This is a genomic window from Mesorhizobium sp. LNHC221B00 (assembly GCF_000502935.1).
Lineage (GTDB): Bacteria > Pseudomonadota > Alphaproteobacteria > Rhizobiales > Rhizobiaceae > Mesorhizobium > Mesorhizobium opportunistum.
The window spans coordinates 398,778-418,899 of sequence record NZ_AYWR01000001.1; the positions used below are offsets into that span (position 1 = coordinate 398,778).

Annotated in this window: 18 protein-coding genes; 13 read left to right on the forward strand and 5 right to left on the reverse strand. The window is 63.9% G+C overall.

The genetic code is table 11. The annotated features are described in order from the left end of the window. Nucleotides 1-75: 75 nt before the first annotated feature. The 3 genes from X741_RS164350 to X741_RS164340 are packed head-to-tail and all read right to left on the reverse strand — an operon-like array spanning nt 76 to nt 2,742. Nucleotides 76-1,311: an FAD-dependent oxidoreductase gene (locus X741_RS164350; protein ID WP_031249659.1), complete on the reverse strand. Its 1,236-nt coding sequence runs from the start codon at nt 1,309-1,311 to the stop codon at nt 76-78. Beyond that, complete coding sequence (locus X741_RS164345; RefSeq protein ID WP_023765670.1) at nt 1,311-1,625, reverse strand: MocE family 2Fe-2S type ferredoxin; 315 nt, start codon at nt 1,623-1,625, stop codon at nt 1,311-1,313. The genes X741_RS164350 and X741_RS164345 overlap by 1 nt, the downstream gene beginning before the upstream one ends. A gap of 25 nt (nt 1,626-1,650) precedes the next feature. Then, entirely contained in the window at nt 1,651-2,742 is a 1,092-nt protein-coding gene (locus tag X741_RS164340) for a fatty acid desaturase family protein (RefSeq protein WP_023776015.1), read from the reverse strand. A gap of 160 nt (nt 2,743-2,902) precedes the next feature. On the opposite strand from X741_RS164340, the gene X741_RS164335 reads away from it, so the two are divergent. The 7 genes from X741_RS164335 (at nt 2,903) to X741_RS164300 (ending at nt 10,719) form a co-directional block, all read left to right on the forward strand. Beyond that, complete coding sequence (locus X741_RS164335; protein WP_023776016.1) at nt 2,903-3,934, forward strand: LacI family DNA-binding transcriptional regulator; 1,032 nt, start codon at nt 2,903-2,905, stop codon at nt 3,932-3,934. A 297-nt stretch (nt 3,935-4,231) separates the two neighbouring features. Next, a complete protein-coding gene (locus tag X741_RS164330; RefSeq protein WP_023776017.1) occupies nt 4,232-5,173 on the forward strand; it encodes a sugar ABC transporter substrate-binding protein in 942 nt (313 codons plus the stop codon). Nucleotides 5,174-5,277: 104 nt separating this feature from the next. Beyond that, on the forward strand, nt 5,278-6,354 hold the full coding sequence (locus tag X741_RS164325; RefSeq protein WP_023776018.1) for an ABC transporter permease: 1,077 nt from the start codon (nt 5,278-5,280) through the stop codon (nt 6,352-6,354). Between the two features lie 2 nt (nt 6,355-6,356). Further along, nucleotides 6,357-7,139, forward strand: coding sequence for an ATP-binding cassette domain-containing protein (locus tag X741_RS164320; RefSeq protein ID WP_013891716.1), 783 nt, complete (start codon nt 6,357-6,359; stop codon nt 7,137-7,139). A 121-nt stretch (nt 7,140-7,260) separates the two neighbouring features. After that, nucleotides 7,261-8,256, forward strand: a complete 996-nt coding sequence (gene iolG, locus X741_RS164315; RefSeq protein WP_023776019.1) for an inositol 2-dehydrogenase — start codon at nt 7,261-7,263, stop codon at nt 8,254-8,256. Between the two features lie 31 nt (nt 8,257-8,287). Continuing rightward, a complete protein-coding gene (locus X741_RS164310; protein WP_023776020.1) occupies nt 8,288-9,082 on the forward strand; it encodes an SDR family oxidoreductase in 795 nt (264 codons plus the stop codon). 545 nt (nt 9,083-9,627) lie between these two features. Then, entirely contained in the window at nt 9,628-10,719 is a 1,092-nt protein-coding gene (locus tag X741_RS164300) for a 3-deoxy-7-phosphoheptulonate synthase (RefSeq protein WP_023776022.1), read from the forward strand. Between the two features lie 47 nt (nt 10,720-10,766). On the opposite strand, the gene X741_RS164295 is transcribed toward X741_RS164300, so the two are convergent. Beyond that, nucleotides 10,767-11,402, reverse strand: coding sequence for a LysE family translocator (locus tag X741_RS164295; RefSeq protein WP_023776023.1), 636 nt, complete (start codon nt 11,400-11,402; stop codon nt 10,767-10,769). A 148-nt stretch (nt 11,403-11,550) separates the two neighbouring features. Here X741_RS164295 and X741_RS164290 point away from each other — a divergent pair, with 148 nt between their 5' ends. Next, a complete protein-coding gene (locus tag X741_RS164290) occupies nt 11,551-12,249 on the forward strand; it encodes a YafY family protein (protein ID WP_023776024.1) in 699 nt (232 codons plus the stop codon). A 168-nt stretch (nt 12,250-12,417) separates the two neighbouring features. Here the strand turns inward: X741_RS164290 and X741_RS164285 are convergent, their stop codons facing one another. Then, on the reverse strand, nt 12,418-13,527 hold the full coding sequence (locus X741_RS164285) for a Gfo/Idh/MocA family oxidoreductase (RefSeq protein ID WP_023776025.1): 1,110 nt from the start codon (nt 13,525-13,527) through the stop codon (nt 12,418-12,420). A gap of 158 nt (nt 13,528-13,685) precedes the next feature. On the opposite strand from X741_RS164285, the gene X741_RS164280 reads away from it, so the two are divergent. The 5 genes from X741_RS164280 (at nt 13,686) to X741_RS164260 (ending at nt 19,853) form a co-directional block, all read left to right on the forward strand. After that, nucleotides 13,686-14,531 (forward strand): MurR/RpiR family transcriptional regulator, encoded by an 846-nt coding sequence (locus X741_RS164280; protein WP_023776026.1) that lies wholly within the window; start codon nt 13,686-13,688, stop codon nt 14,529-14,531. 223 nt (nt 14,532-14,754) lie between these two features. Beyond that, complete coding sequence (iolC, locus tag X741_RS164275; protein ID WP_023776027.1) at nt 14,755-16,689, forward strand: 5-dehydro-2-deoxygluconokinase; 1,935 nt, start codon at nt 14,755-14,757, stop codon at nt 16,687-16,689. Between the two features lie 51 nt (nt 16,690-16,740). Beyond that, on the forward strand, nt 16,741-18,591 hold the full coding sequence (iolD, locus tag X741_RS164270; protein ID WP_023776028.1) for a 3D-(3,5/4)-trihydroxycyclohexane-1,2-dione acylhydrolase (decyclizing): 1,851 nt from the start codon (nt 16,741-16,743) through the stop codon (nt 18,589-18,591). A gap of 82 nt (nt 18,592-18,673) precedes the next feature. After that, nucleotides 18,674-19,591: a myo-inosose-2 dehydratase gene (gene iolE / locus X741_RS164265; protein ID WP_023776029.1), complete on the forward strand. Its 918-nt coding sequence runs from the start codon at nt 18,674-18,676 to the stop codon at nt 19,589-19,591. A 43-nt stretch (nt 19,592-19,634) separates the two neighbouring features. After that, a complete protein-coding gene (locus tag X741_RS164260) occupies nt 19,635-19,853 on the forward strand; it encodes a hypothetical protein (protein WP_023769264.1) in 219 nt (72 codons plus the stop codon). The last annotated feature ends 269 nt before the right edge of the window (nt 19,854-20,122 follow it).

Consider the following 20,122-nt stretch of genomic DNA (forward strand, 5'->3'; position numbering starts at 1 on the left):
GGTGGGGGTCGGTGCCGCCCCTCATCCCGCTGCTTCGCAGCGACCCTCCCACAAGGGGGAGGGTGGCCAGTCTCTCTACGCCGCCAGCAACGACTTCAGCTTAACGTCCTGGGATCCCAGCGCTTCCGGCGTGGGCTTTGCCCGCTTGCTGATCAGCATTTCGGCCAGCCTGATGTCGCGGGCAACCGCATTGCCGGGGCCGATGCCGCTCGCCGCCACCAGCCTGCCGTCCTCAGCCAAATGGAACAGGATGAAGGCGCCTTCGCCGAGATCGCGGCGCACTGTGCTCCGGCCTTCGTCCGAGAGCCCGGCGATCTGCAGCGACAGGCCATACTGATCCGACCAGAACCATGGCACCGCCGCATGCGCCTCGCCGGCGCCCAGCATGTTTCTGGCGGCCAGTGCGCCCTGTTCCTGGGCGTTGCGCCAGGCTTCCAGCCGCACGCGACGGCCGTCATAGACGGCGAGCGGGAACGAACAGCAGTCGCCGGCGGCAAAGATGTCGGGATCGCTGCTGCGCAGTTGCTCGTCCACGGCAATGCCGTTTTCGATCGCCAGGAAAGCTTCGGCGGCCAGCGCGGTCACCGGCATGGCACCGATGCCAATGATGGCGAGATCGGCGGATACCTCTCGGCCGCCGGCAAGGGCGATGCGAACCTGCCTGCCGTCGTCGGCGATCGACGCGATGCCGTCGCCGCACAATATGTCGACGCCTTCGGCAATGTGCGCCTGATGGATGATTTCGGCGATCTCGGCGGGCACGCCGCGCATCAGGATGCGCGGCTGCGCCTCGATGACGGTGACCGAGGCACCGAGCTTGCGGGCCGCGGCGGCGAGTTCCAGGCCGATGAAGCCGCCGCCGATGATGGCAATGCGGTTGCCGGCGCTGAGATGGGCGCGGATGGCCAGCGCATCGGCGAAGGTGCGGAGATAAACACAGCGCGCGCCAAGGCCGGGCATCGGCAGCTTGCGCGGGGTCGAGCCGGTGGCCAGCAGGAGCTTGTCGTAGGGCACCACCGAGCCATCCGACAGGCGCACCGCATGCGCCGCGCGATCGATCGCCACGGCCTGAACGGAATGGATATGGCGGATCGACTTTTCAGCCAGCATCTCGTCGCTGGCGATCGCCTTGATTTCCGGCGCGTCGCTGGCCATCGCGTCCTTGGACAAAGGCGGCCTTTCATAGGGCAGGTGCGGTTCGTCGCCGACCAGCGTCACCGGCTCGTCATAGCCGAGATCGCGCAGCGCGAGCGCTGCCCGCCCGCCGCATTCGCCGGCGCCGATGATGACCATTCCGCGCGCCATATCCATCACCCGATCTGGACCAGGACTTTGCCGGCGTCGACCTTGACCGGATAGGTTTTCAAGTTGACGCAGACCGGCGCGCCCCTGGCCGCACCCGTCTTGTAGTTGAAGCGGCCATTGTGCTTGGGGCATTCGATAATGTCGTCCATCACCAGCCCGTCGGCGAGATGCACCTTCTCATGCGAGCAAAGCCCGTCGGTGGCGAAGTACTCGTCGTCAGGGCTGCGGTAGATGGCGAAGGTGCGGCCGCCATGATCGAAGCGCATCACGTCCTCTTCGTCGATGTCATCGGCAGCACAGGCCTCGACCCAGTCGCTCATTTGTTCCTCCGCAAAAATCGCATTGTCATTCCGCCGCGGCGGCGACGGCATCGCTGTGGAATTCCTCGCGATACGGCCTGGCGGTCGGCGGCAGTTCGCGCTTGAGGAAATAATCCTCGTTGCGCAGCTGGCGCAGGAAGACCGGTATCATCTCGCGGTAGCCGGCCAGGATCGACGGGGTCGGCGCCGGCAAATCGTGCTTGATCAGCGCATGCAGCTTTGGCAGCGCATGGTAGGGCACCATCGGGAACATGTGATGCTCCACGTGATAGTTCATGTTCCAGTAGATGAAGCGGCTGATCGGGTTCATGTACACGGTGCGGCTGTTCAGCCTGTGGTCGGTGACGTTGTCGGCCAGGCCGCCATGCTGCAGCAGGCCGACCATGACATGATGCCAGGCGCCATAAAGCCTGGGCAGGCCGACCAGCATCAAGGGCAGGAACGAGCCGGAATAGAGCGCCAGCGCGATGGTCGCGGCATAGATGGCGGTCCAGATGCGGGCAATGCGGATCGCCTTGCCCTGTTCCTGCTCCGGAATGAAGGTCTTTTCGGCGGCGCTGATGTTGCCGGCGGCGTTGCGCAGCATGTCTGACATCGCATGCCAGGCGTCGAGCACGCCGACAAAGCCGAGGATGGCGCGCACCAGGTCCGGCGGCCGCATGACGGAGATTTCCGGGTCGCGGCCGACGATGATGGTGTCGGTGTGGTGGCGCGTGTGGCTCCAGCGCCAGGTCACCGGATTGCGCATGATCATGAAGCAGGCGATCTGGTAGACGACGTCGTTCATCCACTGCGTGCGGAAGGCCGTGCCGTGGCCGCATTCGTGCCAGCGTGAATCGGTCGAGGAGCCGTAGAGCACGCCATAGACGAAGAAGAACGGCACGCACCACCAACTGCCCCAGAACCAGGCGCCGCCGGCGCCGCTGACGACGAGCGCGGCAATCCAGATCGCGGTATCGCGGATCGCCGGACCGTCGGAGCGCTGCATCAGCTCCTTCATCTGCTTGCGCGGAATGTCGGTGTGATACCACTCGGCCGCCGACAGGCCTTTCTCCACGGCAAGCTTGGCGTCGCGGCCGATCAGGCTGTAGTCACGCCGGGACGGCGCTGTGGTCATGGTTGCCTCCCTCGGCAGGGCATTGGCGAATGCCTGATATTGCCAGCTTCCACCGTCAAAATAACGCCGAGCCATGATAGACTCAACATCATAAAGATAGTTTCTATCATTTCCTATCAGAATGACGTATTGATATCCTGCAATTCGAATGAGGGCGATCATGGCGAAACGGCCGACCATCACCGACCTGGCGCGTATCTCCGGTGTTAGCGTGGCCACGGTGGACCGCGTGCTCAACAATCGCCTGCCGGTGCGCGAGGAAACCGCGCGCCGCGTCTATGAGACCGCGACCGAGATCGGCTATCACGCGGCCGGCCTGATCAAGCAGCGCATGCGCCATGAACTGCCCGAATACCGGCTCGGCTTCCTGCTTTTGCGAGGTAATGACGTCTTCTACGGCGACTTCGCAACGGAGCTCGAACTGGCGGTCTCGCAGTCGCAGCGGTTCCGTGGCGCCGCAACCATCGACTTCGCCAGTTCCCTGGTCCCAGACGAGATCGCCGCCCAGATGCGCAGGCTGGCGGCAAAATCGAGGGCCATCGCCGTTGTTGGCCCGGACCATCCGACCCTGACCGCGGCGGTCGAGGCGTTGAAGGCGAGAGGGCAACCGGTGTTCTCGCTGCTGTCAGATTTCGCAGCCGGCATCCGCGAGGGCTATGTCGGCCTTGATAACCGCAAGGTCGGCCGTACCGCGGCCTGGATGATCGCCAGGGCGGCGCGGCAGCCCGGCAAAGTCGCCCTCTTCGTCGGCAGCCATCGCTTCCATGGCCACGAGTTGCGCGAGATCGGCTTCCGCTCGTTCTTTCGCGAGCATGCACCCGACTTCAGCGTGCTCGAAACGCTGGTCAATCTGGAGGCAAACCAGGTGACCCATGATGCGATGATCGATCTCCTGGCGCGCTATCCGGACCTTGCCGGCTGCTACGTCGCCGGTGGCGGCATGGAAGGCGCGGTCTCGGCGCTGCGGGCAGCAAGGCCCGTAAACATGCCGGTGGTCGTCTGCAACGAGATCAATGCCGCGTCGCGCGCGGCACTCGCCGACAACATCCTCACCATGGTGATCTCGACGCCGCTGGCCGCGCTCTGCCGCGAACTGGTCGATCGAATGGTGCATGCCATCGAGGCTGGCGCCGCCAACGCGCCAGGCCAGACCTTCCTGCCCTTCGACATCTATCTGCCGGAAAATATCTAGCCTTTCCCGCCCGAGAGTAGCGGCCGGAAATGATAGAATCCATCAGAACGATCCGAAATTCCGGCGAGAGGCCGCGGAATCGCCCTTGACGTTCCGCTGGAATGGAATAAATATTTCACTAGCTATGTATTTTGGTTCTTTCGTTCCGGAATATCTGTTTCAAACAGACGGTTTGGCATTCCTGCCGATGCGGGAGCCACAGGGAACGGAATGACATCAGGGAGAGATTCCCCGGGGAGATCGGGGATTCCGGATAGATCGGTGCAACCGGACACCAAAAGTGGAGGAGAGATTACAATGAAGAAACTGCTTTTGGGCGTCGCCTTCGCGGCGCTGATGAGTTCATCGGCCATGGCCGCCAAGATCGGCGTGTCGATGGCCAAGTTCGACGACAACTTCCTGACCGTGCTGCGCAACGGCATGATCGAGCAGGCCAAGGGCATGAGCGGCGTCGAACTGCAGGTCGAAGACGCGCAGAACGACGTTGCCAAGCAGCTCGATCAGATCAAGAACTTCGCGGCTTCGGGCGTCGACGCCATCATCGTCAATCCGGTCGACACCTCGGCCACGCAGGCCATGTCGGACGCCGCAGCGGCCGCCAAGATCCCGCTGGTCTACGTCAACCGCGAGCCGGTCAATGTGAACACGCTGCCGGACAACCAGGCTTTCGTCGCCTCGAACGAGGCCGATTCCGGCACGCTTGAAACCAAGGAAGTCTGCCGCCTGTTCAAGGAAGCCGGCAAAAAGGAAGCCAATGTCTATGTCATCATGGGCGAGCTTTCCAACCAGGCCGCCGTGCAGCGCACCAAGGACATCGAAGAGGTCATCGCCACGCCAGATTGCAGCTTCATCAAGATCATCGACAAGCAGACGTCGAACTGGAACCGCGACGAAGCGCAGAATCTGATGACCAACTGGCTGTCGACCGGCAAGCCGTTCGACGGCGTCATCGCCAACAATGACGAAAGCGCCATCGGCGCCATCCAGGCGATGAAAGCCGCCAACATCGACATGAAGTCGGTCGTTGTCGGAGGCGTCGACGCCACCCAGGACGCGCTGGCGGCCATGCAAGCCGGCGACCTCGACGCAACCGTGTTCCAGGACGCGGCCGGCCAGGGCGCCGGTGCGCTGGATGCGGCACTGAAGCTCGCCAAGGGCGAGAAGGTCGAGCACAAGGTCTACGTGCCCTTCCAGCTGGTGACGCCGGCCAACATCGACAAGTTCCTGAAGAAGAACTGAGCAACGGATCCACGGAGCGGCGCTCTCGCAAAGACAGCGCCGCTCCTCTTCCCCCGGGCGCCTTCGGGTGCCGAGGACGACCGTGGCTGATGGAGGATAGAAGATTGGCACAGACATCTCACGGCGTCGGCGGGGTCAGCTATGACGCGAAGAAGCGCAACTGGCCGGCCGAATTCAACGTCTTCCTGGCGCTCGTCATCCTGGTCGTCATCTTCGAACTGATCGGCCGTATCTTTCTCGGCGACAGTTTCCTGTTCAACACACGCAGCGACGTCGGCGGTCTCTTCAACGAGGCACGCCTGCAGATCATCATCCTGCAGGTGTCGATCGTCGGCATCATCGCCATCGGCGTGACGCAAGTGATCATCACCGGCGGCATCGACCTGTCCTCGGGCTCGATCGTCGGCGCGACCGCCATGATCGCCATGAGCTTCGCCCAGGTGGCGACGGTCAACGGCAACCCCAATCCCAAGGCGATGTTCTTGGCGCAAGGCTGGACCGACCTGCCGGTCATCGTGCCGGTGCTGGTGGCGATCGGCTGCGGCCTGTTCGCCGGCCTGGTCAACGGCGCGCTGATCGCCTACACGCGCATTCCGCCATTCATCGCCACGCTCGGCATGATGGTCACCGCGCGCGGCATCGCCAAATGGTGGTCCAAGGGCCAGCCGATCTCGTTTCCCACCGAAAGTTTCGCGGCGATCGGCAAGGGGTTGATGCCGGTCATCATCTTCCTGTCGCTGGCTATCCTGTTCCAGCTGATCATGACCTACACCAGGTATGGCAAGCACTGTTACGCGATCGGTTCCAACGAGGACGCCGCGCGCATGTCCGGCATCAAGATCGCCAACCACAAGATCCTGGTCTACGTCATCGCCGGCATTCTCGCCGCGCTCGCCGCCGTGGTGCTTTCTTCCAAGAACCTCACCGCGCAGTCCGGCATGGGCGTGATGTACGAGCTCGACGCCATCGCCATGGCGGTCATCGGCGGCGTCTCGCTGTCGGGCGGCCGCGGCTCGATCGTCGGCACGGTTATCGGCTCGCTGATCTTCGGCGTCATCATCTCCGGCTTCACCTTCCTGCGCCTCGACGCCTATTACCAGGAGATGGTCAAGGGCGTGATCATCGTCGGCGCCGTCGTTCTCGACCAATGGCGCCAGCGTATGCGGGCATTGAGGGCTTGACCATGCCAGATATCTCCACGACAGACATCGTCCTGAAGACCGAAAACCTGACCAAGCGCTATGGCGGCGTCCATGCGCTGGAAGGCGCCAATTTCGAGCTGCGCAAAGGGGAGCATGTCGCCATCATGGGTGACAACGGCGCCGGCAAGTCGACCTTCGTGCGCCAGATCACCGCCGTCGAACAGCGCACCAGCGGCCAGGTCTGGTTCGATGGCAAGGAAGTGAATTTTGCCGGGCCGATCGAGGCTCGCACGGCCGGCATCGAGACCGTGTTCCAGAACCTAGCGCTGGCCGACGACCTCGACGTGCCGTCGAACCTGTTCCTCGGCCGCGAAAAAGTGCTGTTCAACCTCGGGCCGTTCTCGATCCTAGACCGCAAATACATGCGCAAGGCGACCGAAGCTGCGCTGATCCGCACCGCGGTGAAGATCCCCAATCTGTCCAACACCATCCGCCATATGTCGGGCGGCCAGCGGCAATGCGTGGCGATCGCCCGGACCGCGACCTTCGCCTCCAAGCTGATCATTATGGACGAGCCGACGGCGGCGCTCGGCGTGCAGGAGACCGCACAGGTCGAAAACATCATCCGCACATTGAAGGACAATGGCGAGCCGCTGATCCTGATCAGCCACAACATGCGCCAGGTGTTCGACCTCTGCGACCGCATCGTCGTCTTCCGGCGCGGCCGCATCGTCGCCAATCTGCGCAAGGAGAACACGGACGGGCAGGACATCGTCTCCTACATCACCGGGGCCAAGACCGGAGAGGCGGAACTCGCGGCCTAAAACAGGGCGATCACCCGGTTCCGGGACGATCCGCGGCGCTCGGAAACAACTTGCCACCTTTTCCCGACGGGAAGGTGGAGACACAATTCTCTCGAACCCCATCCCCCTAGAGGAAATATCCATGACTGTTCGTTTCGCCCTCCTCGGTGCCGGCCGCATCGGCAAGGTCCATGCCCGCGCCGTCGGCTCCAACCCGCAGGCCAAACTGGTGGCCGTCGCCGATGCCTTCGAGAAGGCGGCGACCGAACTGGCAAGCGCCTATGGCGCCGAGGTGCGCAGCATCGATGCCATCGAGAAAGCCGGTGATATCGACGCCGTCGTCATCTGCACGCCGACCGACACCCATGCCGATCTGATCGAGCGCTTCGCCAAGGCCGGCAAGGCGATCTTCTGCGAGAAGCCGATCGACCTCGACGTCAAGCGCGTCGAGAAGTGCCTGGCGGTGGTCGATAAGGCCAAGGCGACGCTGATGGTCGGCTTCAACCGGCGTTTCGACCCGCATTTCGCCGCCGTGCGCAAGGCGATCGACGACGGCGCCATCGGCACCGTCGAGATGGTCACCATCACCTCGCGCGATCCGGGCGCGCCGCCGATCGATTACATCAAGCGCTCGGGCGGCATTTTCCGCGACATGACCATCCATGATTTCGACATGGCGCGCTTCCTGCTCGGCGAGGAACCGGTGGCGGTCAGCGCGCATGCCTCGGTGCTTGTGGACAAGAAGATCGGCGAGGCCGGCGATTTCGACTCGGTCAGCGTCATCCTCGAGACCGCGTCCGGCAAGCAGGCCGTCATCTCCAATTCGCGCCGCGCCACCTATGGCTACGACCAGCGCATCGAGGTGCATGGCTCGAAAGGCATGGTGGCCGCCGAGAACCAGCGGCCGGTGTCGATCGAAGTCGCCAACGACAAGGGCTATACCCGCCCGCCGCTGCACGATTTCTTCATGACCCGCTATCTCGACGCCTATGCCATCGAGATAGCCGCGTTCATTGCCGCCGCGACCTCGGGCAAGAAGGCGTCGCCGAGCGGCGCGGACGGACTGGTGGCGCTAAAGCTGGCGGACGCGGCGCTGAAGTCGGCGACATCAGGCAAGACCGTTCGCCTCGACAAGTAAGAACCCGGACCCAAGCCACAGGAGCAAAGCGATGAGCGCATCAGCCGATCGCAATTCGAACACACGCGCCATCGTCACCGGCGGGGCGCAAGGCATTGGCTTTGCCGTCGCCGAAGCATTGGCCGACGAAGGCTGCCGGGCGCTGGCGCTTATCGGCCGCTCGCAGGAGAAGGGTGACAAGGCGGTCGCCCATTTCAAGAAAGCGGGCGTCGACGCGATCTTCATCAGCGCCGACGTTTCGAAGGTGGCCGACTGCAAGCGCGCGGTCGCCGCCGCGCTCTCGCATTTCGGCACCATCAACGCGCTGGTCAACGCCGCCGCCACTTCCGCACGGGGCTCGCTGGTCGAAACCTCGGAAGAGCTGTTCGACACGATCTTCGACACCAATGTGCGCGGCCCGTTTTTCCTGATGCAGGGCGTGGTGGCGCATCTCCTGGAAAAGAAAGCACCCGGCTCGATCGTCAACGTGCTGTCGATGTCGGCGCATACCGGCCAGTCGTTCCTGACGCCCTATTCGACCAGCAAGGGCGCGCTGATGACGCTGACCAAGAACGTCGCCAACGCCTATCGCTTCAACCGCATCCGCTGCAACGCCGTGCTGCCCGGCTGGATGGACACCGAGGGCGAGGACATCGTGCAGAAGAAATGGCACGACGCGCCGGATGATTGGCTGGCCAAGGCCGAAGCCGCGCAGCCGATGGGCCAGCTGGTGAAGCCGGACCAGCTTGCCCGGCTGATCAGCTACATGGTCAGCCCGCAGTCTGGTGTCATGACCGGATCGCTGGTCGACTATGACCAGAGCGTTGCGGGGGCGTCACCGGAGTAGGCCAGCTGAGTGGCCGGCCCCCTTTCTCCCCGTCACTATACGGGGAGAAATGCCCGGCAGGGCAATGAGGGGCAGCGCCGACTTTGATAGTTACATGGTTCGATTGAAGCCGGTGCTTTTCNGCCGGCCCCCTTTCTCCCCGTCACTATACGGGGAGAAATGCCCGGCAGGGCAATGAGGGGCAGCGCCGACTTTGATAGTTACATGGTTCGATTGAAGCCGGTGCTTTTCGCCCCCGTCCTATCCGTTGACGCAAGCGCCGCCCCTCACCTGCCTGCCGGCATCCTCTCCCCGTATAGTGACGGGGAGAGGGGCTCTCGCCAGCGATTTTGCCAACTCATCTACGGCACGTGACAAACGCCTCGGCTTCCACTATATGAGCCGCATGATCCACCTGACCGCCACCTATTGGTACTTTAGCAGCTCGCTGGCGGCGGGAGGATTGCGCTCGATCTGAAGATTGCAGCAACAATATCCGAACAGCCGCCAGACCTGGCGGCTTTTTTGTTTCAGCCGGCAGGTTCCCAAAAAAGGAGCAGAAAGCCGTGTTGACCACCACAGACGACCTTCGGGTCAAGGAAATCCGAGAACTGAGCACACCCGACCAGGTGATGCGGGAAATCCCTCGCACGCTGACGGCAACGCGCACCGTCAGCGCGTCACGAAACGCCATCCATGCCATCCTGAACGGGACCGACGACCGGCTGCTCGTCGTCGTCGGCCCCTGTTCGATCCACGATCCGGTCGCTGCGGTCGACTATGCCAGCCGTCTGGCGGCGCTGCGCGAGGCCCTGTCCGACCGGTTGGAGATCGTCATGCGGGTCTATTTCGAAAAGCCACGCACGACGGTCGGCTGGAAAGGCCTGATCAACGATCCGGACCTCGACGGCAGCTTCAACATCGACAAGGGTTTGCGGATGGCGCGCAACGTGCTGTCCGCCGTCAACAATCTCGGCCTGCCGGCGGCGACCGAATTCCTCGACATGACCACCCCGCAATACATTGCCGACCTCGTCGCCTGGGGCGCGATCGGCGCGCGCACGACCGAGAGCCAGATCCACCGCGAACTGGCATCGGGCCTCTCCTGCCCGGTCGGCTTCAAGAACGGCACCGACGGCAATCTCAGGATCGCCGCCGAGGCGGTGAAATCCGCCGCGCAGCCGCATCATTTCATGGCGGTGACCAAGGGCGGCCGCAGCGGCATCGCGACCACCACGGGCAATGAGGACTGCCACGTGATCCTGCGCGGCGGCGTTCAGCCCAACTATGACGCGGCGAGCGTCGAGGCGGCTAGCTTGGAACTCGGCCGCATCGGCGTCGTACCCAGGCTGATGATCGATGTCAGCCACGCCAACAGCTCGAAGAAGCCGGAGAACCAGCCCAAGGTGGCGGCGGATGTCGCGGGGCAGGTGGCGGCTGGCGACGAGCGCATCGTCGGCGTCATGATCGAGAGCAATCTCGTCGCCGGCCGGCAGGACGTGGTGGCAGGCAAGCCGCTCGTCTACGGCCAGAGCATCACCGATGGCTGCATCGACTGGGCAACCACCGAGACCGTGCTGCACGGCCTTGCCGGCGCCGTCGAATGGCGCCGCTCGACACGCCGCGCCATGATGGAGAGCCGACCGGGCGCCGCTTGATCTGGCCGGGCACAAGGCAGGGCGGCGGTTCCCGATTCAGCCAGGGATCACGCCGTCCTCAGCCCTTCCCACGCGGTGAACACCGAGACCGCAAACAACAGCAAGCCGGCCGCCCGGCCGGCGAGAACGGTCGCCCGCGGATTGGCGATCAGAAGCTTGCGGCTGCGGCCGGCTGATATTGCGAGCCCGCCATAGATCGCCGCCTGGGTCAGGACCGTCATCAGGCCCATGACAGTCGCCTGCATCCAGATCGGACCGTAGTCGGGCTTCAGGAATTGCGGGTAGACGGCCAGCACGAAGAGGTAGGCCTTCGGGTTGATCAGGCAGGTCACGAAACCCTGGCGAAACGCCTTCCATGCGGAGCGGCTGCCGGCGGGCCCGTCATCACCGACGGTGATCGAGCTGCGCATCAGCGTTATGCCGATGAAGGCCATGTAGGCGGCGCCGGCGATCAGCAGCGGCGTGAACAGGATCGGCACGAAATGCATGAGCAGGCCGACGCCGATGGCGCCGTTCAGCGTGTGCACCATGCCGCCGACCATAATGCCGCCGGTGGCGGCAAGCCCCCTGTCGCGTCCGCCGGTCAGCGCATTGGCCAGCACGAACAGCATGTCCATGCCCGGAACGGCGATGATGCCGAACAGGAGGATAAAGAAGAGCCAAAGATTTTCCGCATAATTCATGGATTTTCCGCATAATTCATGTCAGTTGCTCGTCGCCTCCTGACGGCGCGCCGCAGAGGAATTTGTTGATTTTCAACTCGATAGGCAGTCCTATAGACCAACCCAACTGACGATGATGTGTCAGTTGCGATCGGAGCCGGGTGAGAAAATGCGCAAGGCGTCACGCCTGTTCGAGATCATCCAGATCCTGCGGCTGGCGCGGCAGCCGGTGACGGCCGCAATGATCGCCGCGCAGCTGGAAGTGACCATCCGCTCCATCTACCGCGACATCGCGGCCCTGCAGGCGATGCGCGTGCCGATCGAGGGCGGACGCGGCATCGGTTACATATTGCGTCCCGGCTTCGACCTGCCGCCGCTGATGTTTTCGATCGAGGAGATGGAGGCGATCGTCCTGTCGCTGAAGCTGCTGGAGCGCACGGGAGACGACGAGCTCAAGCAGGCGGCCAAGCGTGTCGGCGCCAAGATCGCCGGCGCAGTGCCGCCACCTTTGCGGCAGACGCTCGACGCCAATGCGCTGCATGCGTGGGGATTCGCCGCGCCCTCGGCCGGCACCATCGACCTGGCGCTGGTGCGCCGCGCCATCCGCGACGAGGAAAAGCTCGACCTTTCCTATCGCGACGAGATGGGCCGCGCCTCCGAGCGCCTCGTCCGGCCGATCGCGCTCATCTATTACGCCGAAACCGCCAACATCGTCGCCTGGTGCGAGCTGCGCCAGGCGATCCGCAATTTCCGCAGCGACCGCATCGCGGATTGCCAGCCGACCGGGCTGCGCTTCAAGGGCGAAGGCGACCGCTTGCGGCAGGTCTGGGTCAACGGCTGGGAGGCGAATGCGGCGGTTGGCAGCTGACGCGATTTCCCTTCTCCCCTTGTGGGAGAAGGTGGATCGGCGCGTTAGCGCCGAGACGGTTGAGGGGTGTTCCAGCGGAATGAGACGCTGGCGTTCCCTGGAACACCCCTCATCCGTCGCCTTCGGCGACACCTTCTCCCACAAAGGGGGAGAAGGGAAGCAGCCGCTCTATCTCACGTCGACCCAGCGCTTTTCCTCGAAGGAGCGTGCCATTGCATGCACGGTGCGCTCGATCTCCAGGCCTTCGGCGAACTCGATGAGCCGTGCCGGCTCGCCGGCAAGCCGCGTCAGCAATTCGTGGCACTCGATGATCTTGAGATCGTTGAAGCCGAGGCTGTGGCCGGGCGCCGGCACGAAAAGATCGTAGGGCTTGTGCTGCGGCGCCACCAGGACGGTGCGATAGCCCTGTTCGGTCGGGCGATCGGACGTGAGATAGAGCTGGAACTCGTTCATCCGTTCCTGGTCGAACAGGATCGACCCTTTCGAGCCGAAGATCTGGATGGCGATGCGGCCCTTGCGGCCCCATGCCGAACGATTGACCAGCAGCGTGCCGGCAATGCCGTTTTCCAGATGCATCAAGACGCTGGCGATATCATAGGTCTCGACGGCGCGGCGTCCGCCCGCCGCCAGCTTGCGGTCGGCATAGGGTTTGGCCATGTCGCAGATGACGCTGGCGACGCGGCCGAACAGCGCGGTGACCAGCGACAGCGGATGCACGGCGAAATCGTCGAGCGCGCCATAGCCGGAAGCGGCCTCGTGCTTCCAGAAGAACAGCGCTTCCGGGTCGGCCATGAAATCCTCGTCCATCTCGATGCGCAGATGGTTGACCTCGCCGATGATCTTCTCGTCGAGCAGCGCGCCGATGTGACGGATGGCCGGGCTCTGGATATAGTTGTAGCCAAGCGCGGCGACCTTGCCCGACTTCTTCGCCGCTGCCGCCATCGCCTCGGCCTCGGCGAAGCTCGGCGCCATCGGCTTTTCGCACCACAAATGCTTGCCGGCCTGAAGAACCGCGATGGCCATTTCCGGATGGAACTGGTTGGGCGTGGTCAGCGAGACGACATCGACCTCCGGATCGTTGACGACCGCGCGCCAGTCGCCGGACGCTTTCTCGAAGCCGAACTCGCCGGCCTTGCGCCGGGCCAAGTCCTCATTGACCTCGCCGAGGTGGACGAGCCGTGGCTTGGCCACGTCCGGAAAGACGGCACCGACGGCGCTCCACGCGATGGCGTGGCATTTGCCCATGAACCCGGTGCCGATAAGACCTACGCCGACCATCTTCCCTCGTTCCTCCACTGACAGAAACGTTTCGTGGATGAATTAGTCCATTTTTATCTGAAATGGAATGTCTGCCTCATTTTTTATGGTGTTCTTGCGCAGGCTCGCTATGATGGGGCACAGAGGACGCTTCACGGATGAGCTTGGACGGGCCGACGATGGACGAACGGGTACCTCGCGACTTCGAGACGCTGCGCGCCACGATCCTCGATCGTCGCGAAAGCCTGCCCAAGCGTATCGCCCAGATCGCCGCCTATGCGCTCGACAATCCCGATGACATCGCCTTCGGCACTGCGGCCAGCATCGCCGCCTCGGCCGGCGTGCAGCCCTCCACCCTCATCCGCTTTGCCCAGCAGCTTGGCTTCGATGGCTTCACCAGCCTGCAGCAGGTGTTTCGCGAGCGGCTGCGCGAGCGCAATTCGTCCTATGACGAACGGCTGCAGGCGCTGCGCGCCAAGGCCGATGCCGGCGCGGGCCACCGGGCGATCTTCGACGGCTTCGTCGCCGCCGCCAGCACCTCGCTCAACGACATTTCGCGCACGCTTGACGACGCGCACTTCGAAGATGCGATTTCGCTGCTGGCGAAGGCGCAGACCATCTATGTGCTGGCCAAGCGGCGCTCCTACCCGGTGGCGAGCTACATCGCCTATGCTTTGGGCAAGTTGAAGATCCGCAACCAGCTGATCGAATCGGCAGCCGGCCTGAACGCCGAGATGGTCTCCTTCGCCACGCCGGCGGACGCCGTCATCGCCATCAGCTTCTCGCCCTACGCGCCGGCCACCATCGAGGAAGCCCGCTCCATTTCCGAGCAGGGCGTGCCGATCGTGGCCATCACCGACAGTTCGTTTTCGCCGCTTGCCCAGTTTGCCAGCGTGTGGTTCGAGGTTGCCGAGGCGGATTTCGCCGGCTTCCGTTCGCTGTCGGCAACGATGGCGCTGGCCATGGCGCTGACCGTCGGCGTCGGCGAGAAACGGCGCGACGTCGGCCGCAAGCGCAAGGCCTGAGCAGGTCCTGACGCGACGCGGCCGAGGCTGGGAGCCGGGCCCAGCCGGTCGCTTGCCGCGGCTTCGATCGGGGATCATGCTCCCGCACTTTTCGGCCGGGAATGCTCATTCCATATTGACTATGGATTGGAATTATTATTTCATATTGCCGGCGCCACGCTGCCGCTCGCGCGTGTTACCCAAACAATGTTGTTCATGACAACAAGACCGACGGGAGGTTCCAATGAGCGAAGCCGTGGACGCAAGACAGGCGCCGCTCGACGTCATCACCATCGGTCGCGCCTCCGTCGACCTCTATGGCCAGCAGATCGGCTCGCGGCTGGAGGACATCACCTCCTTCGCCAAGTCGGTCGGCGGCTGCCCGGCCAACATCTCGGTCGGCACGGCCAGGCTCGGCCTGCGCTCGGCACTGCTGACGCGCGTCGGGGACGAGCAGATGGGCCGCTTCATCCGCGAGCAGCTGAAGCGCGAAGGCGTCAACACCGACGGCCTGAAGACCGACAAGGAGCGGCTGACCGCGCTGGTGCTGCTCTCGGTCGAGGATGAAGGCGTTTCGCCGATGATCTTCTACCGCTCGGACTGCGCCGACATGGCGCTGGCCGAAGAGGACATCGACGAAGGGTTCATCTCCTCGGCCCGTGCGGTCGTCGTCACCGGCACGCATTTTTCGCGCCCCAACAGCGATGCCGCCCAGCGCAAGGCGATCCGCATCATGAAGGCCAAAGGCGGCAAGGTGGTCTTCGACATCGACTACCGGCCGAACCTGTGGGGCCTCGCCGGCCATGCCGAGGGCTTCGAGCGCTATGTGAAGTCCGATCGGGTCTCGGCCCAGTTGAAGACGGTGCTGCCCGATTGCGATCTCATCGTCGGCACCGAGGAAGAGATCATGATCGCGTCGGGCGCCGACGACTGCCTGAGCGCGCTGAAGACGATCCGCGCGCTGTCTTCGGCGACCATCGTGCTCAAGCGAGGCGCCATGGGCTGCATCGTCTATGACGGGCCGATCAGCGACGATCTGGAAGACGGTGTCGTCGGCATGGGCTTTCCGATCGAGATCTACAATGTGCTGGGCGCCGGCGACGCGTTCATGTCCGGCTTCCTGCGCGGTTGGCTCGGCGGCGAAGACCATGCGACGGCGGCGACCTGGGCCAATGCCTGCGGCGCCTTCGCCGTCTCGCGGCTGCTGTGCGCGCCGGAATATCCGACCTTCGAGGAGCTGCAGTTCTTCCTCAAGAACGGCAGCAAGCATCGGGCGCTGCGCAAGGACGAGGCGATCAACCACATTCATTGGGCGACAACCCGCCGGCGCGACGTTCCCTCGCTGATGGCGCTCGCCTGCGACCATCGCATCCAGCTCGAGGATGTCGCCGCGAAGGCCGGCGCCGATCCGGCGCGCATCCGCGATTTCAAGGTGCTGGCGGTCAAGGCGGCGGCCAGGGTCGCCGCCGGGCGCGACGGCTACGGCATGCTGATCGATGAGAAACATGGCCGCGAGGCGATGTTCGAATTCGCCCACCATCCCTTCGCCTGGCTCGGCCGGCCGGTCGAATTGCCGGGTTCGCGGCCGCTGCGCTTCGAGTTCTCGCAGGACATCGGCTCGCAATTGGTGGAATGGCCTGTCGATCACTGCATCAAGTGCCTGTGTTTCTACCACCCGGACGATCCGGCGGCGCTCAAGGAAGAGCAGCAGCAGAAGCTGCGCGCGCTGTTCGAGGCGGCGCGGAAAGTCGGCCGGGAGCTTCTCATCGAGGTCATCGCCGGCAAGCATGGCAAGCTCGACGACACGACAATCCCGCGCGCGCTGGAGGAACTCTATGCGCTCGGCATCAAACCGGACTGGTGGAAGCTCGAACCGCAGGCGTCGAGCGGCGCCTGGGCCAGGATCGAAGCCGTCATCCTGAAGCACGACCCATGGTGCCGGGGCATCGTGTTGCTTGGGTTGGAAGCGCCGCAAGACGAGCTGGAAGCGGCCTTCGCCGCTACCGCCAAGGCGCCGATCGTCAAGGGTTTTGCCGTTGGCCGCACCATCTTCGTCCACGCGGCCGAACAATGGCTGGCCGGCAAGATGTCGGATGACGAGGCCGTCGCCGACATGGCGTCGCGCTTCGAGCAGTTGACCGAAGCGTGGCTTGCCGCGCGCGGCCGCAAAGCAGCATAAGAAGAGCGCAGCATAGCAAGACGCGACGCAGGACCGCGGAGGAAAAACACCATGAGCAAGACAATCCGCCTGACGATGGCGCAGGCGCTGACCCGCTTCCTCAGCCGACAGATGACCGAGATCGACGGCAAGAAAGTGCCGATCTTTGGTGGCGTCTGGGCGATCTTCGGCCACGGCAATGTCGCCGGCATCGGCGAGGCGCTCTACCAGGTTCGCGACGAACTGCCGACTTTTCGGGCCCATAATGAACAGGCGATGGCGCATGCGGCGATCGCCTATGGCAAGGCCAATTTCCGCCGCCGCTTCATGGCCGCGACCTCTTCGATCGGCCCCGGCGCGCTCAACATGGTGACGGCGGCGGCACTGGCGCACGTAAACAGGTTGCCCGTCCTGTTTTTGCCGGGCGATGTCTTCGCCAACCGCATTCCCGATCCGGTGCTGCAGCAGGCCGAGGACTTTTCCGACGGCACGGCGACGGTCAATGACTGCTTTAAGCCCGTGTCGCGCTATTTCGACCGCATCACCCGGCCGGAGCAGATCATCCCGGCGCTGAGCCGCGCGATGCAGGTGTTGACCGATCCGGCCGAATGTGGCCCGGTAACGCTGTCGCTCTGCCAGGACGTACAGGCCGAGGCCTACGACTATCCCGAGAGCTTCTTCGCCGAGCGGGTCTGGCACCAGCGCCGGCCGCGTCCGGATCGCGGCGAACTGGCAGCGGCGGTGGCGGCGCTCAACGGCGCGAAGAAGCCGCTGATCATCGCCGGCGGTGGCGTGCTCTATTCGCAGGCTTCCGATGAACTGGCGAAATTCGTGGAAGGCGCCGGCATTCCTGTGTGCGAGACGCAAGGCGGCAAATCCTCGCTGCCGGACAATCATCCGCTCAACATGGCGGCGGTCGGCGTCACCGGCACGTCTGCCGCCAACCGGCTGGCCGAAGAGGCCGATGTGGTGCTGGCCATCGGCACGCGCCTGCAGGATTTCACCACCGGCTCGTGGGCGCTGTTCAAGAACTCCGGCAAGACCATCGTCGGGCTGAACGTGCAGCCTTTCGATGCCGGCAAGCATCGCGCGCTGCCGCTGGTGGCCGACGCGGCCGAGGGGCTGGCCGAACTGGGTGCGGCGCTGGGCGGCTGGAAAGCGCCTTCCGCCTGGACCGAGAATGCGGCCACCGGCAAGAAGGCCTGGCAGGTTGACGCCTCCAAGGTGACGGCGTCGACCAACGCCGCCTTCCCCTCGGATGCGCAGGTGATCGGCGCCGTACAGCGTTCAATGGGGTCAGGCGTGATTTTGCTGAACGCGTCGGGCGGCCTGCCGGGTGAACTGCATAAACTCTGGCAGGCGGGAGCGCCCGGCTCGTACCATGGCGAATATGGCTTCTCGACCATGGGTTACGAGATTGCCGGCGGGCTCGGCGCCAAGATGGCCAAGCCCGATCGGGAGGTCGTCGTCATGGTCGGCGACGGCTCCTACCTCATGATGAATTCCGAAATCGCCACATCGGTGATGCTCGGCCTGAAGCTCACCATCGTGGTGCTCGACAACAGGGGTTATGGCTGCATCAACCGGCTGCAGATGGCGACCGGCGGCGCCAACTTCAACAACCTCCTGAAGGACTCGCGCCACGAGATCCTGCCCGACATCGACTTCGCCGCTCACGCGGCGAGCCTGGGTGCGATCGCCGAGAAAGTGCCGTCGATCGCCGGGCTGGAAAACGCGCTGCAAAAGGCCAAGACAAACGACCGCACCACGGTGCTGGTCATCGACACCGACCCGCTTGTCTCCACCGATGCCGGCGGCCATTGGTGGGATGTGGCGGTGCCGGAAGTGTCCGCGCGGCCCCAGGTCAACGCGGCACGCAAGGCCTATGACGAAAAGCGGCAGATGCAGAGCGTTGGCGATTGATATCGGCGCCGCCCCCCACCCCGCTGCTTCGCAGCGACCCTCCCCACAAGGGAGAGGGTGAACAAGAAACCGGAGCTAGAACTTGAAAGCCAAACTGGGCATGTCCCCCATTGCGTGGTGGAATGACGATCTTGCCGAACTCAGCGATGACGTGTCGCTGGAAGAGTGCCTGCGCCAGTCGCGCTCGGCCGGCTTCACCGGCATGGAAATGGGCCGGCGTTTTCCCAACGATCCCGCTGTCATGCTGCCGATTCTCAGGGCGGCCGATGTGACGCTATGCGGCGGCTGGTTTTCGGGCACGCTGGTCGACGAGGAGATGAGCAAGAACCAGGATCGCATCCAGCCGATGATCGACCTGTTCAAGGCGGTGAACGCGCCTTGCATCGTCTATGGCGAGGTCGGCCGCTCGATCCAGGGCGACCGTTCCAAGCCGCTGGCCACCAAGCCGAAACTCTCGGACGATGAGATGAAGGCCTATGCCAAGCGCGTGACCGCTTTCGGCGAATGGTGCGCCGGGCAAGGCATGCCGCTGTCCTATCACCACCACATGGCGGCCGTGGTCGAGACCGAGCCGGAGCTCGATGCCTTCATGCGCCATTCCGGCGAAGGCATTCCGCTGCTGCTCGATGCCGGACATCTGGCCTTTGCCGGCGGCGACGTGCTGCGCGCCATCGACAACCACCACAAGCGCATCAGCCACGTGCATGTGAAGGATGTGCGCATGGGGGTGATCGACAAGCTCGATCGCACGAAACAATCCTTCCTCGACGCGGTGGCGCTCGGCGCCTTCACCGTGCCGGGCGACGGTTCGCTGGATTTCGGCGCCATCGTGCAGCGCTTCGCCGACCATGGCTATGAGGGCTGGTTCGTGGTCGAGGCCGAACAGGACCCGAAGAAAAACCCGCCGCTCAAGATGGCTGAGGTTGGCCACAAGGAGTTGATGCGGGTGATGACATCAGCCGGTTACACAGTGGAAACCCAGGGTTTCCCGAATGCCTGACGCGATGGGTTCACGGCGAGGCAGGTTGCTGTAGATTGGCGCGATGAAAGATTCCGAGCACCCCTTTTTCCGGCCCTTGTGGCGTCGTGTCGCCGTCGTCGCGGTCTGCGTCATCTGGTCGATCATCGAATTCGCCACCGGCACCCCGTTCTGGGGAGTCATCGCGCTGGGCTTTGCCGGCTACGGCGTCTGGCAGTTTTTCTACCTCTACAAGCCGGCGGACGAGAACAAGGCGCCGGCCGAGGGCGAACCGAAGGAATAGAGCGGCCCGTTAGGTGCAAAACAGGTCGCGTGTGTTGGAGATTGGCTAAAACGCCTCCCGCTTCGTCATCCTGGGGCGTAGCAAGGAGCGAAGCGACGCGGCGCAGACCCCAGGATCCATGCCGGGACATCAAGACGGCCGCTACGGTGCAGAATTCCGTTCCGCTGCGCTCTTGGACTGAGGTAACGGCATGGATCCTAGGGTCTTCGCGACGGAGCTTCGCTCCTGCTACGCCCTAGGATGACGAAGTCGGAAGGGCGCCGGCCGAA

Bases quoted from the DNA above. Each gene is read 5' to 3' on its own strand.
- X741_RS164350 (WP_031249659.1), bottom strand. From the start codon at position 1,311: ATGGATATGGCGCGCGGAATGGTCATCATCGGCGCCGGCGAATGCGGC.
- X741_RS164345 (WP_023765670.1), bottom strand. From the start codon at position 1,625: ATGAGCGACTGGGTCGAGGCCTGTGCTGCCGATGACATCGACGAAGAG.
- X741_RS164340 (WP_023776015.1), bottom strand. From the start codon at position 2,742: ATGACCACAGCGCCGTCCCGGCGTGACTACAGCCTGATCGGCCGCGAC.
- X741_RS164335 (WP_023776016.1), top strand. From the start codon at position 2,903: ATGGCGAAACGGCCGACCATCACCGACCTGGCGCGTATCTCCGGTGTT.
- X741_RS164330 (WP_023776017.1), top strand. From the start codon at position 4,232: ATGAAGAAACTGCTTTTGGGCGTCGCCTTCGCGGCGCTGATGAGTTCA.
- X741_RS164320 (WP_013891716.1), top strand. From the start codon at position 6,357: ATGCCAGATATCTCCACGACAGACATCGTCCTGAAGACCGAAAACCTG.
- iolG (WP_023776019.1), top strand. From the start codon at position 7,261: ATGACTGTTCGTTTCGCCCTCCTCGGTGCCGGCCGCATCGGCAAGGTC.
- X741_RS164310 (WP_023776020.1), top strand. From the start codon at position 8,288: ATGAGCGCATCAGCCGATCGCAATTCGAACACACGCGCCATCGTCACC.
- X741_RS164295 (WP_023776023.1), bottom strand. From the start codon at position 11,402: ATGAATTATGCGGAAAATCTTTGGCTCTTCTTTATCCTCCTGTTCGGC.
- X741_RS164290 (WP_023776024.1), top strand. From the start codon at position 11,551: ATGCGCAAGGCGTCACGCCTGTTCGAGATCATCCAGATCCTGCGGCTG.
- X741_RS164285 (WP_023776025.1), bottom strand. From the start codon at position 13,527: ATGGTCGGCGTAGGTCTTATCGGCACCGGGTTCATGGGCAAATGCCAC.
- X741_RS164280 (WP_023776026.1), top strand. From the start codon at position 13,686: ATGGACGAACGGGTACCTCGCGACTTCGAGACGCTGCGCGCCACGATC.
- iolC (WP_023776027.1), top strand. From the start codon at position 14,755: ATGAGCGAAGCCGTGGACGCAAGACAGGCGCCGCTCGACGTCATCACC.
- iolD (WP_023776028.1), top strand. From the start codon at position 16,741: ATGAGCAAGACAATCCGCCTGACGATGGCGCAGGCGCTGACCCGCTTC.
- X741_RS164260 (WP_023769264.1), top strand. From the start codon at position 19,635: ATGAAAGATTCCGAGCACCCCTTTTTCCGGCCCTTGTGGCGTCGTGTC.